Genomic DNA, 21,684 nt, shown 5'->3' with positions numbered 1-21,684 from the left:
ACGAGGACCCCGCCGGAATCCGGCGGGGTCCTCGTCGATCTACATCACGGCTCAGGCGTTGGGGCGCTTGCCGTGATTGGCGCCGCTCTTGCGACGCGACTTGCGCTTGCGTCCACGCTTGCTCATCACGCTCTCCTTCCTTCGCCGGATCAACCCCCGCATTCTGTCACAGGCGGGGCGGTCGTTCAGTCCGAGGTCCCCAGGAAGCGACCGAAGCCACCATGGAGGACCAGCCACGCCATCAGCCCGTAGCCGGTCTGGCCCGGAAGGTCGGACCCGCTGCGGGCGAGGTCGCCCCTCCACTGCTCGTGGTCCTCGAGGGCGCGGACCGTGTCGACGTAGGCCACGCGACGTCGCGCGCAGACATCGTCGAAGGCCCCGGAGAGCTCGCGGATCGAGGCGGTGCGGCCGGGATCCGCACTGGGCGGGGGGCCGACGACGAACGCCGGGATCCGCAGGCGCTCGAGCCCGTCGAGCACCTTCGCGAGATTCAGGCGCGAGCGCGCCAGGGACACCCCGTGATCGATGTCCGCCGCGCCGAGTCCGAGGACGACCCGGACGTCCAGCGGAGCGCCGCTGCCCTCCAGGCTGTCCATCCGCTGCTCGACCTCGGCGTCCCAGCGCTCCGCGAGCTCTGCGGACGTCTCCCGGGGGAGCGCCGAGGAGAACAGCTCGATGCGGGCCCGGGCGCCCTGCTCGCGGGCGACCGCCCGGCCGAGCCAGCCCAGTGCGCGCGTATCGCCGGCACCGGCCAGGATCTCGTCGCCCAGGGCGATCAGTCGGATCGGCACAGGTCGTGCCGGGGGGCCGCTCAGGCCTTCGCTCGCGTCCACGGCTTCTCCTTGTCGTCAGTGCTGGTGAGTGCTGTGCGGTGCCCGGCAGGCGCGGGCATCTGCCCGGCCCGCCGGATCGCGCACCGCTCCATCATCGCCTGCGCGCGCCTGTGCGATCGCACAGGCGCGCGCGGCGGCGGGCTCCGCGGTCAGAGACCGAGCGCCCGCGTGATGAGCGACTCCTGCTCGGCTTTGTGCTGGCGGGCCGATCCCGTCGCCGGCGAGGCCGAGGCGGGCCGAGCGGCTACGCCGAGGCGGGAGCGGATCTCGGCGGGGACGTTCATGGCGATGAAGGACCAGGCGCCCTGGTTCTCCGGCTCGTCCTGCACCCAGGTGAGGGCCGCATCGCCGTAGGGCGCGAGGGCCTCGGCGAGCTCGGCGACGGGCAGGGGATAGAGCTGCTCGACGCGCACGATCGCGACGTCGTCGATGCCCTCGGACTCCCGGCGCGCCACCAGGTCCCAGTACACCTTGCCGCTGGTGAGCAGCACCCGCGTGACGGCCGAGGCCGCCACGGTGGTGTCGGGGATGACGGGCTGGAAGCTGCCCTCGGTGAAGTCCTCCACCGCGCTGACGGCCGCCTTGTTGCGCAGCATCGACTTCGGGGTGAAGACGATGAGCGGCTTGCGGGGCTCCGTCTTCGCCTGGCGGCGCAGCAGGTGGAAGTAGCTGGCCGGGGTCGAGGGCGTGGAGACGCGCATGTTGTCCTCGGCGCACAGCTGCAGGAAGCGCTCGATGCGGGCGGAGGAGTGGTCCGGCCCCTGGCCCTCGTAGCCGTGCGGCAGGAGCAGCACGACCGAGGACTGCTGGCCCCACTTCTGCTCGGAGGCGGAGATGAACTCGTCGATGATCGTCTGCGCGCCGTTGACGAAGTCGCCGAACTGCGCCTCCCACAGCACCAGGGCGTTGGGGCACTCGACCGAGTAGCCGTACTCGAAGCCGAGCGCGGCGAACTCCGAGAGCGAGGAGTCGTAGACGTTGAACCGCGCCTGGTCATCGCCCAGGTGCAGCAGCGGGGTCCAGGTGTCCTGGTCCACGCTGTCGATGAGGACCGCGTGGCGCTGGGTGAACGTGCCGCGGCGCGAGTCCTGCCCGGCCAGGCGCACGCGAGTGCCCTCGAGCACCAGCGATCCGAAGGCCAGCAGCTCGCCGTAGGCCCAGTCGATCCCGCCCGAGCGCGACATCTCCTGGCGCTTGGCGATCAGCGACTTCAGCTTCGAGTGCACCGTGAACGAGGAGGGCATGCCCACATGCGCATCTCCGATCCGCTCCAGCACCGAGGCGTCCACAGCGGTGCGCACCGGCTCGGCGGAGCCGCTGCTGCGCTGGGCGGCGGGGAGGTCGAGCCCCTGCACCGAGTTCGAGGGATCGGCCTCCGAGCTCGCATCCCGGGCTGCGGCGAACGCCTGATCCAGGTGCTGCTGGAAGTTGCTGACGACCTCGGCGGTCTCGTCCTCGGTGAGGTCGCCGCGCTCGATCAGCGCCTGGGTGTAGATGTTGCGCACCGAGGGCTTCTCGTTCACCAGCGAGTACATCAGCGGCTGGGTCATCGAGGGATCGTCGCCCTCGTTGTGGCCGCGGCGGCGGTAGCACACCATGTCGATGACGACGTCGCGATGGAACTTCTGGCGGTAGCGGAAGGCGATCTCCGCCACGCGCACGCACGCCTCGGGATCATCGCCGTTGACGTGGAAGATCGGCAGCTGCGTGGCCTTGGCGACGTCGCTCGAGTAGTACGAGGACCGCGAGGAGTCCGGCAGAGTGGTGAAGCCGATCTGGTTGTTGATGATGACGTGGATGGTGCCGCCGGTGCGGTAGCCGCGCAGCTCCGAGAGGTTGAGGGTCTCGGGGACTACGCCCTGTCCGGCGAAGGCCGCATCGCCGTGGATGAGGATCGGCAGGACCGGGAAGTCCGTCACGCGCTCCAGGCGATCCTGCTTCGCCCGCACGATGCCCTCGAGGACCGGGTTCACGGCCTCGAGGTGCGAGGGGTTCGCCGCGAGGTACACCTTGGTGGTCTCGCCGTCGGACGCCGTGTAGGTGCCCTCGGTGCCCAGGTGGTACTTGACGTCGCCCGAGCCGACGCCGCTGGTGGCGCCCTCGAACTCCTGGAAGATCTGTCCGTAGCTCTTGCCGGCGAGGTTCGAGAGCACGTTCAGGCGGCCGCGGTGCGCCATGCCGATGCAGACCTCGTCGACATCGTCGTGCGCCGCGTCGTGCAGCACGGAGTCGAGCAGGGCGATCACGGACTCCCCGCCCTCCAGCGAGAAGCGCTTCTGGCCGACGAACTTGGTCTGCAGGAAGGTCTCGAACGCCTCGGCGGCGTTGAGACGGTCCATGATGTGGGTGACCTGGTCCTTCGTGAGCGACTGGCGGGGAGTCTCGAACTCCTTCTGCAGCCAGGCGCGCTCGGTCGGATCGTCCAGGTGCATGTACTCCACGCCGATGGTGCGGCAGTACGCATCGCGCAGGATCCCGAGGATGTCGCGCAGCGTGGCCTGCTGCTTTCCGCCGAGGCCCCGCGTGGGGAAGGTGCGGTCGAGATCCCACAGCGTGAGGCCGTAGGTCTGCACGTCGAGGTCCGGGTGGGTGCGCACGCGGTACTGCAGCGGGTCGGTGTCCGCCATGAGGTGGCCGCGCACGCGGTAGGCGTTGATGAGGTCCATGACGTGCGCGAACTTCTCGGCCTGCGTGTCGCGCATGGGGTTGTCCTGCACCCAGCGCACGGGCTCGTAGGGGATCCGCAGCGCCGCGAAGACGCGGTCGTAGAAGCCGTCCAGCCCGAGGAGCTTGTCGGCCATGCGCTTGAGGAACTCGCCGGAGGCGGCGCCCTGGATGATGCGGTGGTCGTAGGTCGAGGTCAGCGTCATGACCTTGGAGACCGCGAGCTCGGCGAGGGTGGCCTGGCTCGCGCCCTGGAACTGCGCGGGGTAGTCCATCGCGCCGACGCCCACGATCACGCCCTGGCCCTTCATCAGGCGCGGGATCGAGTGGACGGTGCCGATGCCGCCGGGGTTCGTCAGCGACACGGTAGTGCCGGTGAAGTCGTCCATCGTCAGCTTGCCGCCGCGGGCCCTGCGCACGACCTCCTCGTAGGCGTTCCAGAAGGTGCGGAAGTCCAGCTGCTGGGCGCCCTTGATGCTGGGCACCACGAGGGAGCGGGAGCCGTCGGGACGGGGCATGTCGATCGCGAGACCGAAGTTGACGTCCTCGCGCTTCATCATCATCGGCTTGCCGTCGACGACCTCGAAGCCGTTGTTGAGATCGGGCATCTCGGTGATCGACTCCACCATCGCCCAGCCGATGAGGTGGGTGAAGGACACCTTGCCCATGCGGTGGCGCTTGAGGTGGTTGTTGATCACGAGGCGGTTGTCGAACAGGAGCTTCACCGGGACGTCGCGCACGGAGGTCGCGGTGGGGACGGTGAGCGACTCATCCATGTTCCGCACCACGGCGGCGGCCGGTCCGCGCAGCTTCACGGGCTCGGGCTCGTGGACCACCCGCTCGGGAATCTCCGAGCTGGGGACGGTGGACCTGATCGGTCGGTCCGAGGTGTTCGAGACCTTCGAGGCGGGGGCGTCGTTCACGGCCGGGGCATCCTTCGCAGAGCGGGGCGAGTTCGGGGTGTCGCGCGCAGCAGTGGGGCCCTCTGCGCGCGAGGGGGAGGTGGAGGACGGCGAGGAGTCCTCCTGCGGGGACGGCGCAGCAGCGGGCTTCGCCGCTTCAGCGGGCTTCGCTGCGGGAGCGGGGGCGCCGCCCTTCTCAGTGGCGTCCGCGGGCGCGGTCTGCGGCACTGCAGAGGCTCCGGGATCCGAGACAGGGGCGGGGGAGGGCTGCTCGGCGGCCAGCTCGGGCGAGTCGGGAGCGGCGCCTGCGGAGGATCCCGACCGCGCGGAGAAGAACTCCGCCCAGCTCGGATCGACGCTGGCGGGGTCCTGCGACCACTGCTCATGGAGCTCGTCCACCAGCCATTGATTGGGGCCGAACTCGGGTTCGTCGGCGCCCGGTTCTGAATGGGGTGTCTGCTGTGACACTCTGCGATCGCCAGCCTTCAGTGAAAGTCGAATGGAGCGGGTGCGACCACCCTAGCCGAGGCTCCTGAGCGCGGGGGACGGTCCGGCGCCGCGTCTCAGCCCGCCGATCGCGGGGGCGGCAGGTGGACGCGGATCACCGAGGAGCGGTCGTTCTCGCGCTCCCGCGCGGGATCGTCGATCACCTCGATCGTCCCGCCGTGCAGCTCCACGGCCCAGCGCGCGATGGCGAGGCCGAGACCCGTGCCTCCGGACCCGTCGGAGCCGCCGCCGCGCTGGAAGCGCTCGAACACGCGCTCCCGGTCCGCGCGCGCGATCCCCGGGCCCTGGTCGCTGACCTCGATCCAGATGCCCGTCTCCCGCGGCGGCGCGTCCGCGCCGTGATCCGGGGCCCCGCTCTCCGCCGGTCCCGGGGACGGCTCGGCGGGCCGGGCGTGCAGCCGCACGCGGCCGCCCGGGGGGGAGTGGCGGGCGGCGTTGTCCAGGAGGTTCGCGATCACCTGGCGGATCCGGGCGGCGTCGGCCGTGGCCTCGAGGTCGGGGGGATCGACCTCGATCGCCCAGTGCAGTCCGCGCTCCCCGGACCGCGCACCGAGCTCGGCGGCGTCCACGGCCTCGTGGAGGAACGGGGTCAGAGCGAACGTCTCGGTCTGGACCTGGATCACGCCGGCGTCCAGCCGCGAGAGGTCCAGGAGGTGGTCCACGAGCGAGGAGAGCCGCTCGGTCTCGGTGAGCGCAACGGCCAGCGCCGCAGGATCGGGCTCGGTCACCCCGTCGACCATGTTCTCCAGCTGGGCGCGCAGCCCCGCCACCGGCGTGCGCAGCTCATGGGAGACGTTGGCGACGAGATCGCGCCGCATCTGGTCGGTCTGCTGCAGATCGCTCGCCATGCGGGTGAAGGCCTCGGCGAGCTGCCCCACCTCGTCCCTGCTCGAGGAGGCGATGCGCTGGCTGTAGTCGCCCTTGGCCATCGCCTGCGCGGCCCGCGTCATCTGGCGCAGCGGAGAGGTCATGCCGCGGGCGAGCACCTGCGTCACCACGAGCGCGGCGAGCACCACGAGCGGCAGCGTGACGAAGGAGGACAGGCCCGCCTTCACGCTCGCCCAGGTGAGGAACACGGCCACGCTCACGCTGACGGCGACCAGCACCCCGAGCTTGACCTTGAAGGAGCGCAGGCTGTCCAGGGGACGCACCTCGAGCGACTCCTGCACGGCCGCCCGGCTCGGGCGCTTCAGGACTGCGCTCCGCCGGCGGGATCCGACGCCGCCGCGGCAGGGGGCTCGAGCGCGTAGCCGACCCCGTGCACGGTCCGCACGAGATCCGCGCCGAGCTTGCGCCGCAGGGCCTTCACGTGGGAGTCGACCGTCCTCGTGCCCGTCGCGTCGACCCAGTCCCAGACCTCCGCCAGCAGATGCTCGCGGGTCAGCACCGTCCCGGGAGCGAGGGCGAGGCACAGGAGGAGATCGAACTCCGTGGGGGTGAGGTGCGCGGGCTCGCCCGCGCGGGTCACGCGGTGCGCAGCGCGATCGATGACGAGATCGCCGATCTCGAGGGTCGAGGTCTGCGCTTCCGCGCCGTCGGGCTCAGGGGCGGGGGCGGTGCGCTGCACTCGGCGCAGGAGCGCCTTCAGGCGGGCCACGAGCTCGCGCATGGAGAAGGGCTTGGTCATGTAGTCGTCGGCGCCGACGCCGAGTCCCACCAGCATGTCGGTCTCGTCGTCCCGGGCGGTCAGCATGAGCACGGGGACGGGCTCGTCGGCCTGGATGCGGCGGCACACCTCGAGGCCGTCGAACCCGGGGAGCATCACGTCCAGCACGACGACGTCGGGCCGTGCACGCTGGACCGCCTCGACCCCGGCGGGGCCGTCGGGCGCCGTGGACACCTCCCAGCCCTCGGCGGTGAGCCGGTCGGCGATCGCCCCCGCGATCGTGGGCTCGTCCTCGATGACGACGACGCGTGTGCGGGGAGCGGGCGAGGGGGAGCTCGCTGAGGCGTTCGACATGCGCACACTGTACCGACGCCCCCGCACAGCGATACGGGAGGGGTGCGCGTATATGATGACCCGCATCATGAGCGATTCGCCTGCGCCGAGTACCGGCGCGCGCACCGGAGCGAGCACCTCGCCCGCGATGCGCGCCCTCCCCGCACGGGGAGCCGTCCGCCGATGACCTGGATCCTTCTGCTCGCGGGAGTGCTCCTCACCGCGGGCACAGCAGTCTTCGTGGCATCCGAGTTCTCCCTGGTGGCGCTGGATCGCCACACGGTCGAGAAGGCGCATGCCGCCGGGGACAAGCGGGCCGGGAGCGTCCTGCACGCGCTGACCCACCTCTCGACGAACCTCTCGGGCGCGCAGCTGGGCATCACCATCACCACGCTGCTGTTCGGCTTCGCCGTGCAGGATCCGCTGGCGAGCCTGATCACTCCGCTGGCCCAGTCCGCCGGACTCTCCGCCGGTCTCGTCGGCCCCGTCTCCGTGGGCCTCGCGATGGCGATCGCCTACGCGTTCTCGATGGTCTTCGGCGAGCTGGTGCCCAAGAACCTCGCGATCGCCGCTCCGCTGGGCACAGCGCGCGTCGTCGCCCCGCTTCAGCACGGCTTCACCGTGGCGTTCCGGCCGTTCATCGCGATCTTCAACGCGACCGCGAACGCAGTCCTGCGCCTGGTGAACATCGAGCCTCAGGAGGAGCTGTCCGCGGCGCGCTCTCCCGCGGAGCTCGACTCCCTCGTGCGCCACTCCGCGCGCGCCGGCACCCTGGATGAGGGCACGGCCGTGCTGCTGAGCCGCACGCTCCACCTCGCCGACCGCGAGGCGGGGGACGTGATGACCCACCGCGGCGCGATGATCAGCGTCGCCGCCGACGCCAGCGCCCTCGACGTCCTCGAGGCCAGCCGCACCACGGGCCATTCGCGCTTCCCCGTCACCGACGGCAGCGAGGACGACGTCGTCGGCGTCGTCCAGGTGCGCCAGGCCGTCAGCGTCCCCCGTGCGCACCGCGCCTCCACCGCAGTGCGCGACCTCATGGCCGAGATCCCTCGCGTCCCGGAGACCGTCCCGCTGGACGACCTCCTCCTGGATCTGCGCGGAGTCGGCGCGCAGCTCGCCGTCGTGCTCGACGAGTACGGCGGCACCTCGGGGATCGTCACCCTCGAGGACGTGATCGAGGAGATCGTCGGCGAGGTGAGCGACGAGCACGACGACGAGCCCGACCGCTTCGTGGCCGAAGGGGAGCGCGGCTGGACGGTCAGCGGGCTGATGCGGCCCGACGAGATCCGCCGCGAGCTCGGCGTGATCGTCCCCGAGTCCAGCGACTACGACACCCTCGGCGGACTCATGATGAGGACGCTGCGGCGAATCCCCGCTCTCGGCGACGTGGTCGAGGCGCACGGGCTGCGGCTCGAGGTGATCGAAATGGACGGGCGCCGCGTGGACCAGGTGCGTCTGTCGGTGGTGGATGACGAGGCCCTCGTGCCCGTGGCGGAGGAGGCCGACGATGAGTGACACCGCAGCACTCCTGCTGGGACTCGCCATGCTCGTGGGCAACGCCTTCTTCGTGGCTGCGGAGTTCGCGATCATGAGCGCCCGGCGCAGCCAGCTCGAGCCGCTCGTCGAGGCGGGGCGCCCCGGCGCGAAGACCGCCCTGTGGGCGATCGAGCACGTCTCGGTCATGCTCGCGGCCGCCCAGTTCGGCGTGACCATCTGCTCGGTCACCCTCGGCGCCGTTGCGGAGCCCGCGATCGCCCACTACATCGAGCCGCTCCTGGAGAAGGCGGGCGCTCCAGAGGTGCTCGTGCACCCGATCGCCTTCGCCCTCGCCCTGCTGATCGCCTCGTATCTCCACGTGGTGCTCGGCGAGATGGTCCCCAAGAACATCTCCATCGCCCTGCCGGTGGGAGCGGTGATCGTGCTGGCGACGCCGCTCGCGATCGTCGCGCGGATCTTCAGCCCCATCATCTGGATCCTCAACCACACGGCGAACGCGATTCTGCGCCTGCTGCAGATCGAGCCGAAGGACGAGGTCGAGAGCCGCTTCACCGCGGAGGAGATCTCGGCGATCGTCGACGAGTCCCGCCGCGAGGGCCTGCTGGCCGACGAGCACGGGCTGCTCCAGGGCGCCATCCAGTTCTCCGATCGCACCGCGGGAGACGTGATGGTGCCGATGGAGGACGTCGTCACCGTCACCTACGACGTCACTCCTGCTCAGATCGAGGAGATCGTCGCGCGCACCGGATTCAGCCGCGTGGGCGTGCGCAACGACGCGGGAGACCTCGTCGGCTACATCCACCTCAAGGACGTGCTGCTGCCGGCCGACGCCCCGGAGGAGGAGTACCAGCGCCCGATCCACCCCGGGATCGTGCGAGCCGTCGTGTCCGTCGCCTCCCACGACGAGATCGAGGAGGCGCTGCGCGCGATGCAGTACAACGGCGCGCACCTCGCCCGGGTGGACGCCCCCGCCTCGCGCAGCGTCGGCGCCGTCTTCCTCGAGGACGTGCTCGAGGAGCTCGTCGGCGAGGTCAAGGACGTCATGCAGCGCAGCCGGGCCTGAGAGCCCAGCACCGCGAGAACGGCCCGTCGCATCCGCGGCGGGCCGTTCCGCGTGCGTGAGGGGGCGGTCGAGGAGAGCCTGTGTGACCGCGGTCATGGGCGCAGAGGAACCTGGGTAAAGGCTCTTTACCTTCCTCGCGGAGGCGGCAAAGGTTCGGCAATGGGGGCCGCATGGGGCCTGGATCCCGCCGATCGGCTCGTTAGGTTGGGGGAAGTTGTTCGGCGACGCGTCTTCCCGTCCGGCGTCGCCCACCGGACACGAAGCACCGAACGTCGTCGAGAGAACTGGGAGTCATCACGTGGGGAATCATCGCGCAGCAGGCCGTGCACAGGTCCGTCAGCTCCGGACCTCCACCGTCTCCCACCGCGGCTCCGCGTTCCAGGCCGGAGTGGTGAAGGTCGGCGTGCTCGGCGCCCTGGCCACCGCGACGATCGCAGTCCCCCTCGCCTCCGCTGCCGCCAGCGGCACCGATCAGACCCTCCCGCTCCAGCACGACACCTCCGTCGCCGAGACCGAGCAGACCCAGGAGCAGATCGAGCAGGTCGCGGACTCCGCGCCCGTGCAGATCGAGGCCGTCCCCGCCGTCGCGGTCAGCGAGACCGCTGCATCGGACTCGGCCCTGGTGGCCCCGGCCGTCGCCGATCCCGGCCAGGCCGTCACCGTCGACACCGCGGGCAACGAGCAGGCTGTCGCGAGCACCGCCGACGCCGCCACCCCGCTCACCGTCCAGGCCGCACCGGAGCCCGTGACCGTCGTCGACGAGGCGACCGGCGCGGTCACCGTCACCGGCGGCGCCTCGGCTCCCTCGGCAGAGGGCTACATCCACCCCGTCGCCGGGGCGATCTCCTCCGGCTACGGCATGCGCGTGCACCCCGTGCTCGGCTACGCGAAGATGCACGACGGCGTCGATTTCGCCGCGGCCTGCGGCACCGAGGTCCAGGCGGCCGCCGCGGGCACCGTGATCGCGGTCGAGTACAACTCGTCCTCGGGCAACCGCGTGAAGATCGATCACGGCAACGGCGTCGTCACCGGCTATTACCACCTCTCGGAGTTCAAGACCACCGTCGGCGCGACGGTCGCCCAGGGCGACACCATCGGCCTCGTCGGCAGCACCGGCCGCTCCACCGGCTGCCACCTCCACCTTATCAAGGCGGACACGGCAGGGACCTACTCCGACCCGATGTCGCTGTTCAAGTGACCTCGGCCCCGGTCGTCCTCGGGGTCGAGTCCTCGTGCGACGAGACCGGCTTCGGGATCGTCAGCGACGGCGTCCTGCTCGGCCAGGGCCTCGCCTCGAGCGCCCGCCAGCACGCGGAGTTCGGGGGAGTGGTCCCTGAGATCGCCGCCCGCGCGCACCTCGACGCCGCGGTCCCCACCCTGCAGATCGCCCTGGCCGACGCCGGCGTCGAGCTCGGCGACATCACGCACGTGGCCGCGACCTCCGGCCCGGGACTCGCCACCGCGGTCCATGTGGGCCTCGCCGCCGCGAAGTCGATCGCCTGGGCGCTCGATGTCCCGCTGTACGGAGTCCACCATCTCGCCGGCCACGCCGCCGCCGACACCCTCGAGCACGGCCCTCTGCCGGACGAGAGCATCGTGCTGATCGTCTCCGGCGGCCACACCTCGATCCTGCATGTGCGCGACCTCGTGCGCGATCCGATCGTGCACCTCGGAGACACGCTGGACGACGCCGCCGGAGAAGCCTTCGACAAGGTCGCCCGGCTCCTCGGTCTCGGCTATCCCGGCGGCCCCGTGGTCTCGAAGGCCGCTGCCGGGGGAGACCCCCGGGCGTTCACCTTCCCGCGCGCTCTCATGCGCGGAGGCGACGCGCCCTACATGTTCTCCTTCTCCGGCCTCAAGACGGCTGTGGCGCGCACCGTCGAGACCATCGAGCGCGACGGCGCCGCGGTGCCGATCGCGGACATCGCCGCCTCGTTCGAGCAGGCGGTCGTGGACGTGCTGGTCGCGAAGGCGCTGAAGGCTGTGCGCGAGAAGGACCTTCAGACCCTCGTGATCGTCGGGGGAGTGGCCGCGAACGCCCGTCTGCGCACGAGCGCCCAGGAGGCCTGCGACCGCGCCGGCATCGAGCTGCGCATCCCGCCGATCAGCCTGTGCACCGACAACGGCGCGATGATCGCCGCCGTCGGCGATCTCCTGGTGCGCGCAGGCGCCGAGCCCAGCGGTCTCGCGATCCCTGCGGACCCCTCGGCCGTGCTCCACGGGGCGCAGCTGCCCCTGCCTGCCGCACTGAGCGTCTGAGCCTCGAGGGCGCTCGCGCAACGCTGAGACCTGCACCTCAGTCGCACCCTCACGCCGCTCCCAGCGCGACGCGCCCCCCGGTCCGCGCTAGACTGTCGAGGTCCGCCCGCGTAGCTCAGTGGATAGAGCGTCTGCCTCCGGAGCAGAAGGTCGTAGGTTCGAATCCTGTCGCGGGCACCGAGTGAGCCCCCGTCCTTCTCCGCAGCTGCGGGAGGGGCGGGGGCTCTGCTGTGCGCGAGCGCGCCTGCCCAGGTGCTCCGCCTCAGCGGTCCTGGCCGCGCCGCTCTCGCAGAGCGGTGAGCAGCTGCGCTGCGGCCTCGGTATCCGCGATCCGCCACTGCGCGGCGGTGTCGCCCGCTCCCACCTTGATCCCGAGGTCGCCCTCGTCGAGCACGGTGAAGACCGTCTCGTCGGTGACATCGTCGCCCAGATAGAGGACGGCGTCGGCCGCGGCGGCGCGGGCGAGCGCCTGGACCGCGGAGCCCTTGGAGGTGTGCACCACCGAGAACTCGACGACCTTCTTGCCGGGGGTGACGTAGACGTCGGGCAGCGTGCGCGCGTACTCGAGGGCGGCCTCGGTGGCGTTGCCGGCCCCGCGACCGCGCGCCTGGCGGGTGTGGAGCACGGCCGCGGTCGGCTTGATCTCGACCTCGGTGCCCGGGTACTGCGAGGAGATCAGCCGCAGGCGGCGGATGATCGACTCCAGCAGGGACTGCTTGGAGTCGTCCATCGTCAGCGCCGCGGCATCCAGCACGTCCGCGTGGAAGTCCGCGGGCAGCGCCCCGACCTCGGCGCCGTGGGATCCGATCAGGGCGACGGTGCTCGGCATGCGGGTGTGGTGGTCGAGATCGGCGAGAGCGCGACCGGAGACCAGGGCGACGTTCACGCCGGGCAGCTCGGTGAGCTCGCGCAGCGCCGTGAGGGAGCGCGGATCGGGCTGGACCGCGTCGCGATCGGCGACGATCGGGGCGATCACGCCGTCGAAGTCGCTCGCCACCAGGATCCGGGGAGTGCGCGCGAAGGCGGCGAGCGCCTCCTCGAGCTCCGCGCGCGCCGGGGCATCCTCGCCGTGGAGGCGGATGGCGGGCCTGCCGGGCTTCGCAGTGCGGCCGATCTCCTCGAGGTCCTCGAGGAACAGCTTCGCCCAGGTCTGCACGTCATGGTCGAGGACCTGCCGGCGCAGCGAGCGCATCGCCTCCTCCTGCTCCTCCTCGCTCATGGTGAGGGCGCGCAGCACCGAGGACTTCAGATCGTCGATGTCGTGAGGATTCACCAGGATCGCGGCGCGCAGCTCGTCGGCCGCGCCGGTGAATTCCGACAGCACGAGGACCCCGCGCAGATCCGGCCGGGAGGCGACGTACTCCTTGGCGACGAGGTTCATGCCGTCGCGCAGAGAGGTCACGAGGGCGACGTCGGCAGCCATGTAGAGGGCCGTCATGTCGCGGCGGTCGAAGGAGCGGTGGAGATACGAGATCGCGGGGCGGCCGATCGGCGCGAAGTCGCCGTTGATGCGGCCGACGGTGAGCTCCACCTCGTCGCGCAGCTGGCGGTAGGCGTCCACGCGCTCGCGCGAGGGCGTCGCGACCTGCACCAGCACGGTCTCGGAGGGATCGATGAGGTCGTCGTTGAGCAGCTCGCCCCAGGCCTTCAGCCGGTGCCGGATGCCCTTGGTGTAATCCAGCCGGTCCACGCCCAGCACGATCCGCTTCGGATCGCCCAGGTCCCGGCGCAGCTGCGCCGCGCGCTCGCGCAGCTCGGGATCCTCGGTCAGCGCCGTGATCGCGCCGGCATCGATCGAGATCGGGAAGCACTTGGCGAGCACCTGGCGCGGCTCGCTCGCGCCGATGCCGGGGACGGTCACCGTGTGCTGGTCGACCTGGTATCCCAGGAGCTTGCGCGCCGCGGCGGTGAAGTTCAGGGCATCGCTCTCCCGCTGGAAGCCGACGAGGTCGGCGCCCAGCAGGCCCCGCAGCACCTGGTTGCGCTTGGGGAGCTGGCTGAACAGCTCGAGCGGCGGGAAGGGGATGTGGTTGAAGAATCCGATCCGCACGTCGGGGCGCTCCGAGCGGATCATCTCGGGCACCAGCTGGAGCTGGTAGTCGTGCACCCAGATGGTGCCGCCGGGGGAGGCGACCTCCGCGGCGGCCTTCGCGAAGCGGCGGTTCACGGCGACATAGCTGTCCCACCAGGTGCGATGGAACTCGGGGTCGACGATGACGTCGTGGTACAGCGGCCAGAGCGTGCCGTTGGAGAAGCCCTCGTAGTACTTCTCGACGTCCTCCGCCTCGAGCCGGACGGGGTAGAGGTGCATGCCGTCGGCCTCGAAGGGATCCGGCGCCTCGCCCGGGGATCCCGCCCATCCGACCCACGCGCCCGAGTCGACGCCCTTCATCACGGATTCCATGGCGGTCACGAGCCCGCCGGGGCTCGTGACCCATTCGGTCGCCCCGTCGGGCAGGGTGCGGGAGTCGACGGGGAGGCGGTTGGCGACGATGACGAGATCATGCTGGGACATGGATCATGCTCCTTCAGGATCGAGGGGGGTATGGCGCCAGGCTACCAACGCGGCCTGCGCCGATGCGGGGCAAGGCGGGGCCCGGCGGGGGCCCGGCGGGAAGGCCCGACGAGGCCCGACGGGCGGACCGGCGCGCGGCCCCGCACGGCCGTCCCATAGGGTTCTGCGGTACCCGCGCCGCGCGCGCTTCCCCGAATCCAGGAGGGCCTCCCGATGCGAGCCCATGAGGCCGGCGCCCTGCACGGCAACGACATCGCCCCCACGTGGCTGCCCTATCCCCAGGACGTCAACGCGCTGCTGCCGGGACTGTGGTCGCAGACGACTGCCCGCGGCGCCGACGGCGCCCTGGAGGTCGGCGGGGTGAGCGCCCTGCGCATCGCCGAGGAGGTCGGCACGCCGGCGTTCGTGCTGGACGAGGACGACATGCGCACGCGCGCCCTCCGCTTCCGCGAGGCGTTCACCGAGGCGTTCCGCCCCCTCAGCGGCGCCGACATCTACTACGCCGGCAAGTCGTTCCTCTGCGTGGCCGTCGCCCGCTGGATGGAGGAGGACGGGCTGGGGCTCGACGTCTGCACCGGGGGAGAGCTCGCCGTCGCGCTGCGCGCCGGCTTCCCGCCCGAGCGCCTCGCCCTGCACGGCAACAACAAGTCCGACGCCGAGATCCGCCGTGCGCTCGAGGCGGGAGTGGGCAGGATCGTCATCGACTCCCTCGAGGAGATCGACCAGCTCGCGCGCCTCGCCCGGGAGTCCGGGGCGCGGCCTGCGGTCATGCTGCGCATCACCACGGGCGTGGAGGCGCACACCCACGAGTTCATCGCCACCTCCCACGAGGACCAGAAGTTCGGGATCTCCCTCGCCTCCGGAGACGCCCTCGAGGCGCTGCGCCGCGTGCTCGCGCAGGAGGATGCGCTCGAGCTGCTGGGCCTGCACTCGCACATCGGCTCCCAGATCTTCGACACCGGCGGCTTCGAGGTCGCGGCGCGCCGCATCCTCGGGCTGGTGGCGCAGGTGCGCGACGAGCTCGGCGCGACGATCACCCACCTGGATCTCGGCGGCGGCTTCGGCGTCATGTACAACACGCAGCACACCCCGCAGACCCCCGAGGCGCTCGCCACCGGCATCTCCACGATCATCGAGAAGGGCTGCCTCGATCTCGAGATCGAGATCCCGCGGGTCGCCTTCGAGCCCGGCCGCGCGATCGCAGGCCCCTCCACCCAGACCCTCTACACCGTCGGCACCGTCAAGGACGTGCAGCTCGGGGGCCAGCAGCACCGCCTCTACGTCGCAGTCGACGGCGGCATGAGCGACAATATCCGCACCGCGCTGTACGACGCGGACTACTCGACTCTCCTCGCCTCCCGCGTCTCGGACGCGCAGCCGCAGGTGGTGCGCGTGGTGGGCAAGCACTGCGAGAGCGGCGACATCATCGTCAAGGACGAGTACCTCCCGGGCGACGTGGGGCGCGGGGACCTGATCTCCGTGCCCGTGACCGGCGCCTACTGCTATTCGCTCGCCTCGAACTACAACCACGTGCCCCGGCCTCCGGTCGTCGCGGTGAAGGACGGCCGCATCACGACCCTCCTGCGCCGTGAGACCGAGGAGGATCTGCTCGGACTCGACGCCGGCTGAGCGCCCGCGCCGACGCACTGTGACACGAGCTCCGTTCGGACGGGCGGATCGGGATACAGTGCCAGAGCCCAGTGCCATCCCTTCCCCCTGACTGCCCCTGCGTGAGGATTCCCCCATGACCGATCCCCTGCCCGATCACGAGCCCCTGCGGGTCGCGGTGCTCGGCGCCGGCACCGTCGGCGCCGACGTGCTGCGCCTGATCCGCCTCAACGGCGAGGAGCTCGCCCATCGGATTGGCGCGCCGCTGCGCGTCATCGGCATCGCGGTCCAGGACGTCAGCAAGGATCGCGGGGAGCACGTGGATCACGCTCTGCTGACGACCGACGCGTCGGCACTGGTGCGCGAAGCGGATCTCGTGGTCGAGGTGATGGGCGGCATCGAGCCGGCCCGCGGCCTGCTGCTCGAGGCGATCGAGAACGGCGCGAGCGTCGTCACCGCCAACAAGGCGCTCCTCGCCCAGGACGGCGTCACGCTCTACGAGGCGGCCGACGAGCACGGCGTGGACCTCCACTTCGAGGCCGCCGTCGCCGGCGCGATCCCGCTGGTGAGGCCGATCCGCGAGTCGCTCGCAGGGGATCGGATCCAGCGCGTCCTCGGCATCGTCAACGGCACCACCAACTACATCCTCGACGCGATGGCGCGCACCGGCGCGGCCTTCGAGGACGCCCTCGCCCGCGCCCAGGAGCTGGGGTTCGCCGAGGCGGATCCGACCGCCGACGTCGAGGGCCACGACGCCGCCGCGAAGGCGTCGATCCTCGCCTCGCTGGCCTTCCACACCCGCGTGGGGCTCCAGGACGTCCACTGCGAGGGCATCACGTCCGTCACCTCGGCCGATATCGCGGCCGCCGCGCGGATGGGGCGCACCATCAAGCTGCTCGCGATCGTCGAGCGGATCGCCGACGCCGAGGGCACCGAGCGCATCTCCGCCCGGGTCTACCCGGCCATGATCCCGAGCTCGCACCCGCTGGCGTCCGTCGGCGAGGCGTACAACGCCGTGTTCATCGAGGCCGAGGCCGCCGGATCGCTCATGTTCTACGGGCAGGGCGCGGGCGGCGCGCCGACCGCCTCGGCGATCCTCGGCGACCTCGTGACCGTGGCGCGCCAGCGCGTGCTCGGGGGAGTGGGGCCGCGCGAGAGCCGCTACGCCGATCTGGAGATCGTCGGCATCGGATCGCTCCGCAACGGCTTCTACCTCTCCCTCACCGTGCAGGACCGCCCCGGCGTCCTGGCCGAGGTCGCCGGCACGCTCTCCGCGCACGGCATCTCGATCTCCACCATCCATCAGGAGCCTCTGCCGCAGGCCGAGGGGACAGAGGATCGCGCCCGCATCGGGATCGCGACCTACGCCGCCGCCGAATCCTCGGTGGACTCCGCACTCGACGTCCTGGACAGCTCCGGAGCGGTCATCGCGATCGACTCCGTGCTGCGCATCGAAGGAGAATGACCCATGGCCCATCAGTGGCGCGGCCTGCTCGCCGAGTACCGGGAGCACCTGCCGTTCAGCGACACCGACACCCTCCTCACCCTCGGTGAGGGCGGTACCCCTCTGGTGCACTCCCCGAGCCTCTCGGCGCAGGTCGGAGCCGAGGTGCACATCAAGGTCGAGGGCATGAACCCGACCGGCTCCTTCAAGGACCGCGGAATGGTCTCGGCGATGAGCCGGGCACTGTCCGACGGTGCGAAGAGCGTCGTGTGCGCCTCCACGGGCAACACCTCCGCCTCCGCGGCCGCCTATGCCACGCGTGCAGGCCTGACCTGCGCCGTGCTGCTGCCGAAGGGGAAGATCGCCGCCGGGAAGCTCGCCCAGGCCGTCGTCCACGGCGCACGGCTGATCCAGGTCGACGGCAACTTCGACGACTGCCTGGAGATCGCGCGGAAGCTCGATGCCGCGTTCCCCGTCGAGCTCGTGAACTCGGTGAACCCCTACCGCCTGCAGGGCCAGAAGACGGCCGCCTTCGAGGTGTGCGATGCGCTCGAGGACGCCCCCGACATCCACATCCTGCCCGTCGGCAACGCCGGGAACATCTCCGCCTACTGGATGGGCTACCAGGAGTACCGCGACAAGGGGATCTCGACGCGGACCCCCGCGATGTGGGGCTTCCAGGCCGAGGGCGCGGCGCCCTTCGTCGCCGGTCGGCCGATCCCGAACCCCGAGACGATCGCGACGGCGATCCGCATCGGCGCCCCTGCGTCCTGGGCGCTCGCCAGCGCCGCGCGCGACGACTCCGGCGGCCTGATCGACGCGGTCTCCGACGAGCAGATCCTCGATGCGCAGGCGATCCTCGCAGGCGAGGTCGGCATCTTCGTCGAGCCCGCCTCCGCCGCGGGAGTCGCGGGACTGCTCCAGCAGGCCGAGCGGGGCGCCGTGCCCCGCGGTGCGCGCATCGCGATCACCGTGACGGGCAACGGGCTCAAGGACATCGACACCGCGCTGAGCCGCGCGGATCTGACCCCCACCGTGATCCCCGTCGACATCGACGCCGCCGCGGAGGCCATGGGCCTGTGAGGATCACCCAGTCGCGCGTCGGCGTGCGCGTGCCCGCGACGAGCGCGAACCTCGGCCCCGGGTTCGATGCCCTGGGCCTCGCGCTGCGCCTGTTCGACGAGCTCGAGCTGGAGGCGACCACCTCTCCCGCCGAGGTCGTGGTCGAGGGCGAGGGCGCGGGGGAGGTGCCGACGGGGGAGGACCACCTCGTCGTGCGCGCGCTGCGCCTGGGACTGGATCATGCGGGCGCTCCGCAGGTGGGGCTGCGCCTGCTGTGCCGCAACCGCATCCCGCACGGCCGCGGGCTCGGCTCGAGCGCGGCCGCGACGGTAGCCGGTCTGCTCCTCGCGCGGGAGCTGATCTCCGATCCCGGAGCCCTGGACGATGCGACCGTGCTCGATCTCGCGACCCAGATGGAGCACCATCCGGACAATGCCGCCCCGGCGCTGCTCGGCGGCGTCGTCGCCTCCTGGATGGAGGGCGCGCATGCCCGCGCCGTCCCGCTCCGGGTGGCGGAGGCCGGCATCGAGCCGGTGATCCTGCTGCCGGCGGCGCGACTGTCCACCAGCTCCGCGCGCTCGCTCCTGCCGGAGCAGGTGCCGCACGCCGACGCGGCGTTCAACGCCGGCCGAGCCGCGCTGCTGGTGCACGCTCTCGCCGAGGCTCCCGAGCTGCTGCTCACGGCGACCGAGGACCGGCTCCACCAGGAGCAGCGCGCTCCCGGCATGCCGCAGAGCGTGGAGCTCGTGCGCGTGCTGCGCGCGGAGGGGTACCCCGCGGTCATCTCGGGGGCGGGCCCCTCCGTCCTCGTGCTGGCCGGCGCGGACGCTCGGCTCTCCGAGGTGGTGGGCCAGGTCGTCGAGGATCCCGCATCGTGGCGGATCGCCCGCACCGGGCTCTCCCTCCAGGGCGGCGGCCCGCTCGGCTGACCAGCCGCTCGCGGCCGACGGACGGCACGCGGGAAGCCGGCCCCTCTGTGGTAGCGTGAGCCTGCGCTCGGCAGCCACGCTGCGGGCATATGCGGCCACCATCCGGCCGCAGCACACCCCCTCGATCGCACGGCGCGCCTCAGCGGCCGCCAGAGGGCGTCGAGAGCGCATCCCCTTTCCTGCCTGGCACGGCCGCATCCGCGCATGCGGCGTGCTGCAGCACGCAGGATCCGGGACCCGAGAACTCCGCCGCCCCGGCCTCTGCGATCGCAGAGCCCGGCCCCGGCGCTTCAGGACAGCACCGAGAGCCGCGAGCGGCTCTCCACAGGAAGGAACCTGGGTGAACGACACCACCGCAGCATCCGGCGAGGGCAGCGCGCTCTCGGCCAAGAAGCTCCCCGAGCTCCAGCAGATCGCCGCCGACATGGGCATCCGCGGAGTGCGCAAGCTCCGCAAGGGCGAGCTGATCGACGCCATCCGCGGCGGCTCGGCGGCCTCGACCGCGGGCCGCGACCGCGCCGAGCAGGGCGAGAGCGCACCTGCGCGCGAGGAGAGGGCACAGCGCAGCGACATCGCCCCTCAGCGGGATCCGCGCTTCCAGCAGCGCGGCGAGAGCCCTCGCGAGGAGCGGGCGCCGCGCGCAGCCGACGCCCCGCGCGAGGAGCAGGCGCCTCGGCAGGAGCGCTCGCAGCAGGAGGGCCAGACTGCTCGCGAGGAGAGCGACCAGCGCGGTGAGCGCACGCAGCGCGAAGAGCGCGAGGAGCGCGGCCAGCGCGAGGAGCGCGGCCAGCGCACTGAGCGGGCGCCGCGCGAGGGCCGCCCCGCACGCGAGGACCGCAGCCAGCGCGAAGATCGCGGTCAGCGGGAGGACCGCGGCCAGCGCGAGGATCGCGGTCAGCGGCCGCGTCGCATCGAGGACATCGAGCTGCCCGACCGCAGCGGCGAGGACGCAGGCCCCGCGCGCAGCGACCGCGATGATCGCCAGGGGCGCGAGGGCGAGGACGACGACCGCCGCAACCGCCGCTCGCGCAGCCGCAGCCGGGATCGCAAGCGCCGCGGTCGCGGCGGCAGCGACAGCTACGGCGAGCAGGGCGGCGCCCAGTCCGCCGGCGGCGCCTCGCACGAGGAGTCCGAGGCGCGCGAGGGCGAGGAGCTGGTGACCGTCGCCGGCATCCTCGACATCCGCGACTCCAACGCCTACGTGCGCACCACCGGATATCTCCCCGGCCCGAGTGACGTCTTCGTGCCGCAGAACATGGTGCGCAAGAGCGGTCTGCGCAAGGGCGACGCCATCACCGGCAAGATGCGCCCGCCGCGCGAAGGCGAGGAGCAGCAGCACGTCGAGCAGCACAGCTCCGGCGGCCGCTACGGCAACCGGCGCAGCAAGGGCCAGCAGCAGCAGAGCAAGGCGACGCCGCTCCTCCAGGTCGACACGATCAACGGCCTCTCCCCGGAGCGTGCACGCACGCGCGCCGACTTCTCCAAGCTCACCCCCCTCTACCCCGAGGACCGCCTGCGCCTGGAGACCGCTCCCACCGCGATCTCGCCGCGCGTGATCGATCTGGTCTCGCCGATCGGCAAGGGGCAGCGCGGGCTCATCGTCGCACCGCCGAAGACCGGCAAGACGATGATCATGCAGCAGATCGCCAACGCGATCACCACGAACAATCCCGAGGTCCACCTCATGGTCGTGCTAGTAGACGAGCGCCCCGAGGAGGTCACCGACATGCAGCGCACGGTCAAGGGCGAGGTCATCGCCTCGACCTTCGACCGCCCCTCGGCCGATCACACGATCGTCGCCGAGCTCGCCATCGAGCGCGCGAAGCGCCTGGTGGAGATGGGCAAGGACGTCGTGGTGCTGCTGGACTCCATCACGCGGCTCGCGCGCGCCTACAACCTCGCCGCCCCGGCCTCGGGCCGCATCCTCTCGGGCGGCGTGGACGCGTCGGCGCTCTACCCGCCGAAGCGCTTCTTCGGCGCTGCGCGCAACATCGAGCACGGCGGCTCGCTCACCATCCTCGCCACCGCGCTCATCGAGACCGGCTCCACGATGGACGAGGTGATCTTCCAGGAGTTCAAGGGCACCGGCAACATGGAGCTGCGCCTGTCGCGCACGCTCGCCGAGCGCCGCATCTTCCCCGCGGTGGACGTCAACGCCTCGTCCACGCGCCACGAGGAGGAGCTCATGAGCCCCGAGGAGCTCATGGTGATGTGGAAGCTGCGCCGCGTGCTCGGGACGCTCGAGCAGCAGCAGGCGATCGAGCTGCTGCTGGAGCGGGTCAAGAAGACCTCCTCCAACAACGAGTTCCTCATGACCGTGCAGAAGAACACCCCGACCGTCGGCTGATCAGCCGCCCGGTCCGTGCGCGGAGGGCCCGGCCAGGAGATTCGTCACGCCGGTGGCGAACAGCATGGCGGCCGGGCGCTGCGCATGGCAGTATCCGTAGACGGTTCTGGTT

General features: G+C 71.5%; 15 protein-coding genes and 1 tRNA gene. 10 read left to right on the top strand and 6 right to left on the bottom strand.

Features of this window, described 5'->3' with window-relative positions:
• Positions 1–51 precede the first annotated feature (51 nt).
• The 5 genes from Bequi_RS14440 to Bequi_RS10405 form a co-directional block, all read right to left on the bottom strand.
• On the bottom strand, positions 52–126 hold the full coding sequence (locus Bequi_RS14440; RefSeq protein WP_370297284.1) for a 50S ribosomal protein bL37: 75 nt from the start codon (positions 124–126) through the stop codon (positions 52–54).
• 59 nt (positions 127–185) lie between these two features.
• Positions 186–833 carry a GDSL-type esterase/lipase family protein gene (locus tag Bequi_RS10420; protein WP_249737876.1) on the bottom strand — a complete coding sequence of 216 codons (648 nt, stop codon included), beginning with the start codon at positions 831–833 and terminating at the stop codon, positions 186–188.
• Between the two features lie 149 nt (positions 834–982).
• Positions 983–4,867 carry a multifunctional oxoglutarate decarboxylase/oxoglutarate dehydrogenase thiamine pyrophosphate-binding subunit/dihydrolipoyllysine-residue succinyltransferase subunit gene (locus Bequi_RS10415; RefSeq protein ID WP_249737875.1) on the bottom strand — a complete coding sequence of 1,295 codons (3,885 nt, stop codon included), beginning with the start codon at positions 4,865–4,867 and terminating at the stop codon, positions 983–985.
• 95 nt (positions 4,868–4,962) lie between these two features.
• Positions 4,963–6,057, bottom strand: coding sequence for a sensor histidine kinase (locus Bequi_RS10410; protein ID WP_249737874.1), 1,095 nt, complete (start codon positions 6,055–6,057; stop codon positions 4,963–4,965).
• Between the two features lie 38 nt (positions 6,058–6,095).
• Positions 6,096–6,866 (bottom strand): response regulator transcription factor, encoded by a 771-nt coding sequence (locus tag Bequi_RS10405; RefSeq protein WP_249737873.1) that lies wholly within the window; start codon positions 6,864–6,866, stop codon positions 6,096–6,098.
• A 162-nt stretch (positions 6,867–7,028) separates the two neighbouring features.
• Here Bequi_RS10405 and Bequi_RS10400 point away from each other — a divergent pair, with 162 nt between their 5' ends.
• From Bequi_RS10400 to Bequi_RS10380, 5 genes are all read left to right on the top strand, one after another.
• Positions 7,029–8,363, top strand: a complete 1,335-nt coding sequence (locus Bequi_RS10400; protein WP_249737872.1) for a hemolysin family protein — start codon at positions 7,029–7,031, stop codon at positions 8,361–8,363.
• A complete protein-coding gene (locus Bequi_RS10395; RefSeq protein WP_249737871.1) occupies positions 8,356–9,408 on the top strand; it encodes a hemolysin family protein in 1,053 nt (350 codons plus the stop codon). Before Bequi_RS10400 ends, Bequi_RS10395 begins: the two co-directional genes overlap by 8 nt.
• Positions 9,409–9,706: 298 nt before the next feature.
• A complete protein-coding gene (locus tag Bequi_RS14400; RefSeq protein ID WP_249737870.1) occupies positions 9,707–10,606 on the top strand; it encodes a peptidoglycan DD-metalloendopeptidase family protein in 900 nt (299 codons plus the stop codon).
• Positions 10,603–11,667, top strand: a complete 1,065-nt coding sequence (tsaD, locus tag Bequi_RS10385; protein ID WP_249737869.1) for a tRNA (adenosine(37)-N6)-threonylcarbamoyltransferase complex transferase subunit TsaD — start codon at positions 10,603–10,605, stop codon at positions 11,665–11,667. The genes Bequi_RS14400 and tsaD overlap by 4 nt, the downstream gene beginning before the upstream one ends.
• 104 nt (positions 11,668–11,771) lie before the next feature.
• Positions 11,772–11,844, top strand: a tRNA-Arg gene (locus Bequi_RS10380).
• A gap of 85 nt (positions 11,845–11,929) precedes the next feature.
• Here the strand turns inward: Bequi_RS10380 and Bequi_RS10375 are convergent.
• The gene (locus Bequi_RS10375) at positions 11,930–14,182 is read right to left on the bottom strand and encodes a bifunctional alpha,alpha-trehalose-phosphate synthase (UDP-forming)/trehalose-phosphatase (protein WP_249737868.1); all 2,253 of its coding nucleotides are present in this window, start codon (positions 14,180–14,182) and stop codon (positions 11,930–11,932) included.
• A gap of 213 nt (positions 14,183–14,395) precedes the next feature.
• On the opposite strand from Bequi_RS10375, the gene lysA reads away from it, so the two are divergent.
• The 5 genes from lysA to rho all read left to right on the top strand — a co-directional run bounded on the left by lysA (position 14,396) and on the right by rho (position 21,572).
• The gene (lysA, locus tag Bequi_RS10370) at positions 14,396–15,811 is read left to right on the top strand and encodes a diaminopimelate decarboxylase (RefSeq protein ID WP_249737867.1); all 1,416 of its coding nucleotides are present in this window, start codon (positions 14,396–14,398) and stop codon (positions 15,809–15,811) included.
• Between the two features lie 115 nt (positions 15,812–15,926).
• On the top strand, positions 15,927–17,255 hold the full coding sequence (locus Bequi_RS10365) for a homoserine dehydrogenase (protein ID WP_249737866.1): 1,329 nt from the start codon (positions 15,927–15,929) through the stop codon (positions 17,253–17,255).
• 3 nt (positions 17,256–17,258) lie between these two features.
• Positions 17,259–18,317, top strand: a complete 1,059-nt coding sequence (gene thrC, locus Bequi_RS10360) for a threonine synthase (protein ID WP_249737865.1) — start codon at positions 17,259–17,261, stop codon at positions 18,315–18,317.
• Positions 18,314–19,225, top strand: a complete 912-nt coding sequence (gene thrB / locus Bequi_RS10355) for a homoserine kinase (protein WP_249737864.1) — start codon at positions 18,314–18,316, stop codon at positions 19,223–19,225. Before thrC ends, thrB begins: the two co-directional genes overlap by 4 nt.
• Positions 19,226–19,565: 340 nt before the next feature.
• Positions 19,566–21,572, top strand: coding sequence for a transcription termination factor Rho (gene rho / locus Bequi_RS10350; protein WP_249737863.1), 2,007 nt, complete (start codon positions 19,566–19,568; stop codon positions 21,570–21,572).
• The last annotated feature ends 112 nt before the right edge of the window (positions 21,573–21,684 follow it).

The organism is Brachybacterium equifaecis, from assembly GCF_023509525.1.
Lineage (GTDB): Bacteria > Actinomycetota > Actinomycetes > Actinomycetales > Dermabacteraceae > Brachybacterium > Brachybacterium equifaecis.
The sequence above is the reverse complement of the archived record's forward strand: the minus strand, read 5'-3'. Positions and strand labels throughout refer to the sequence as shown.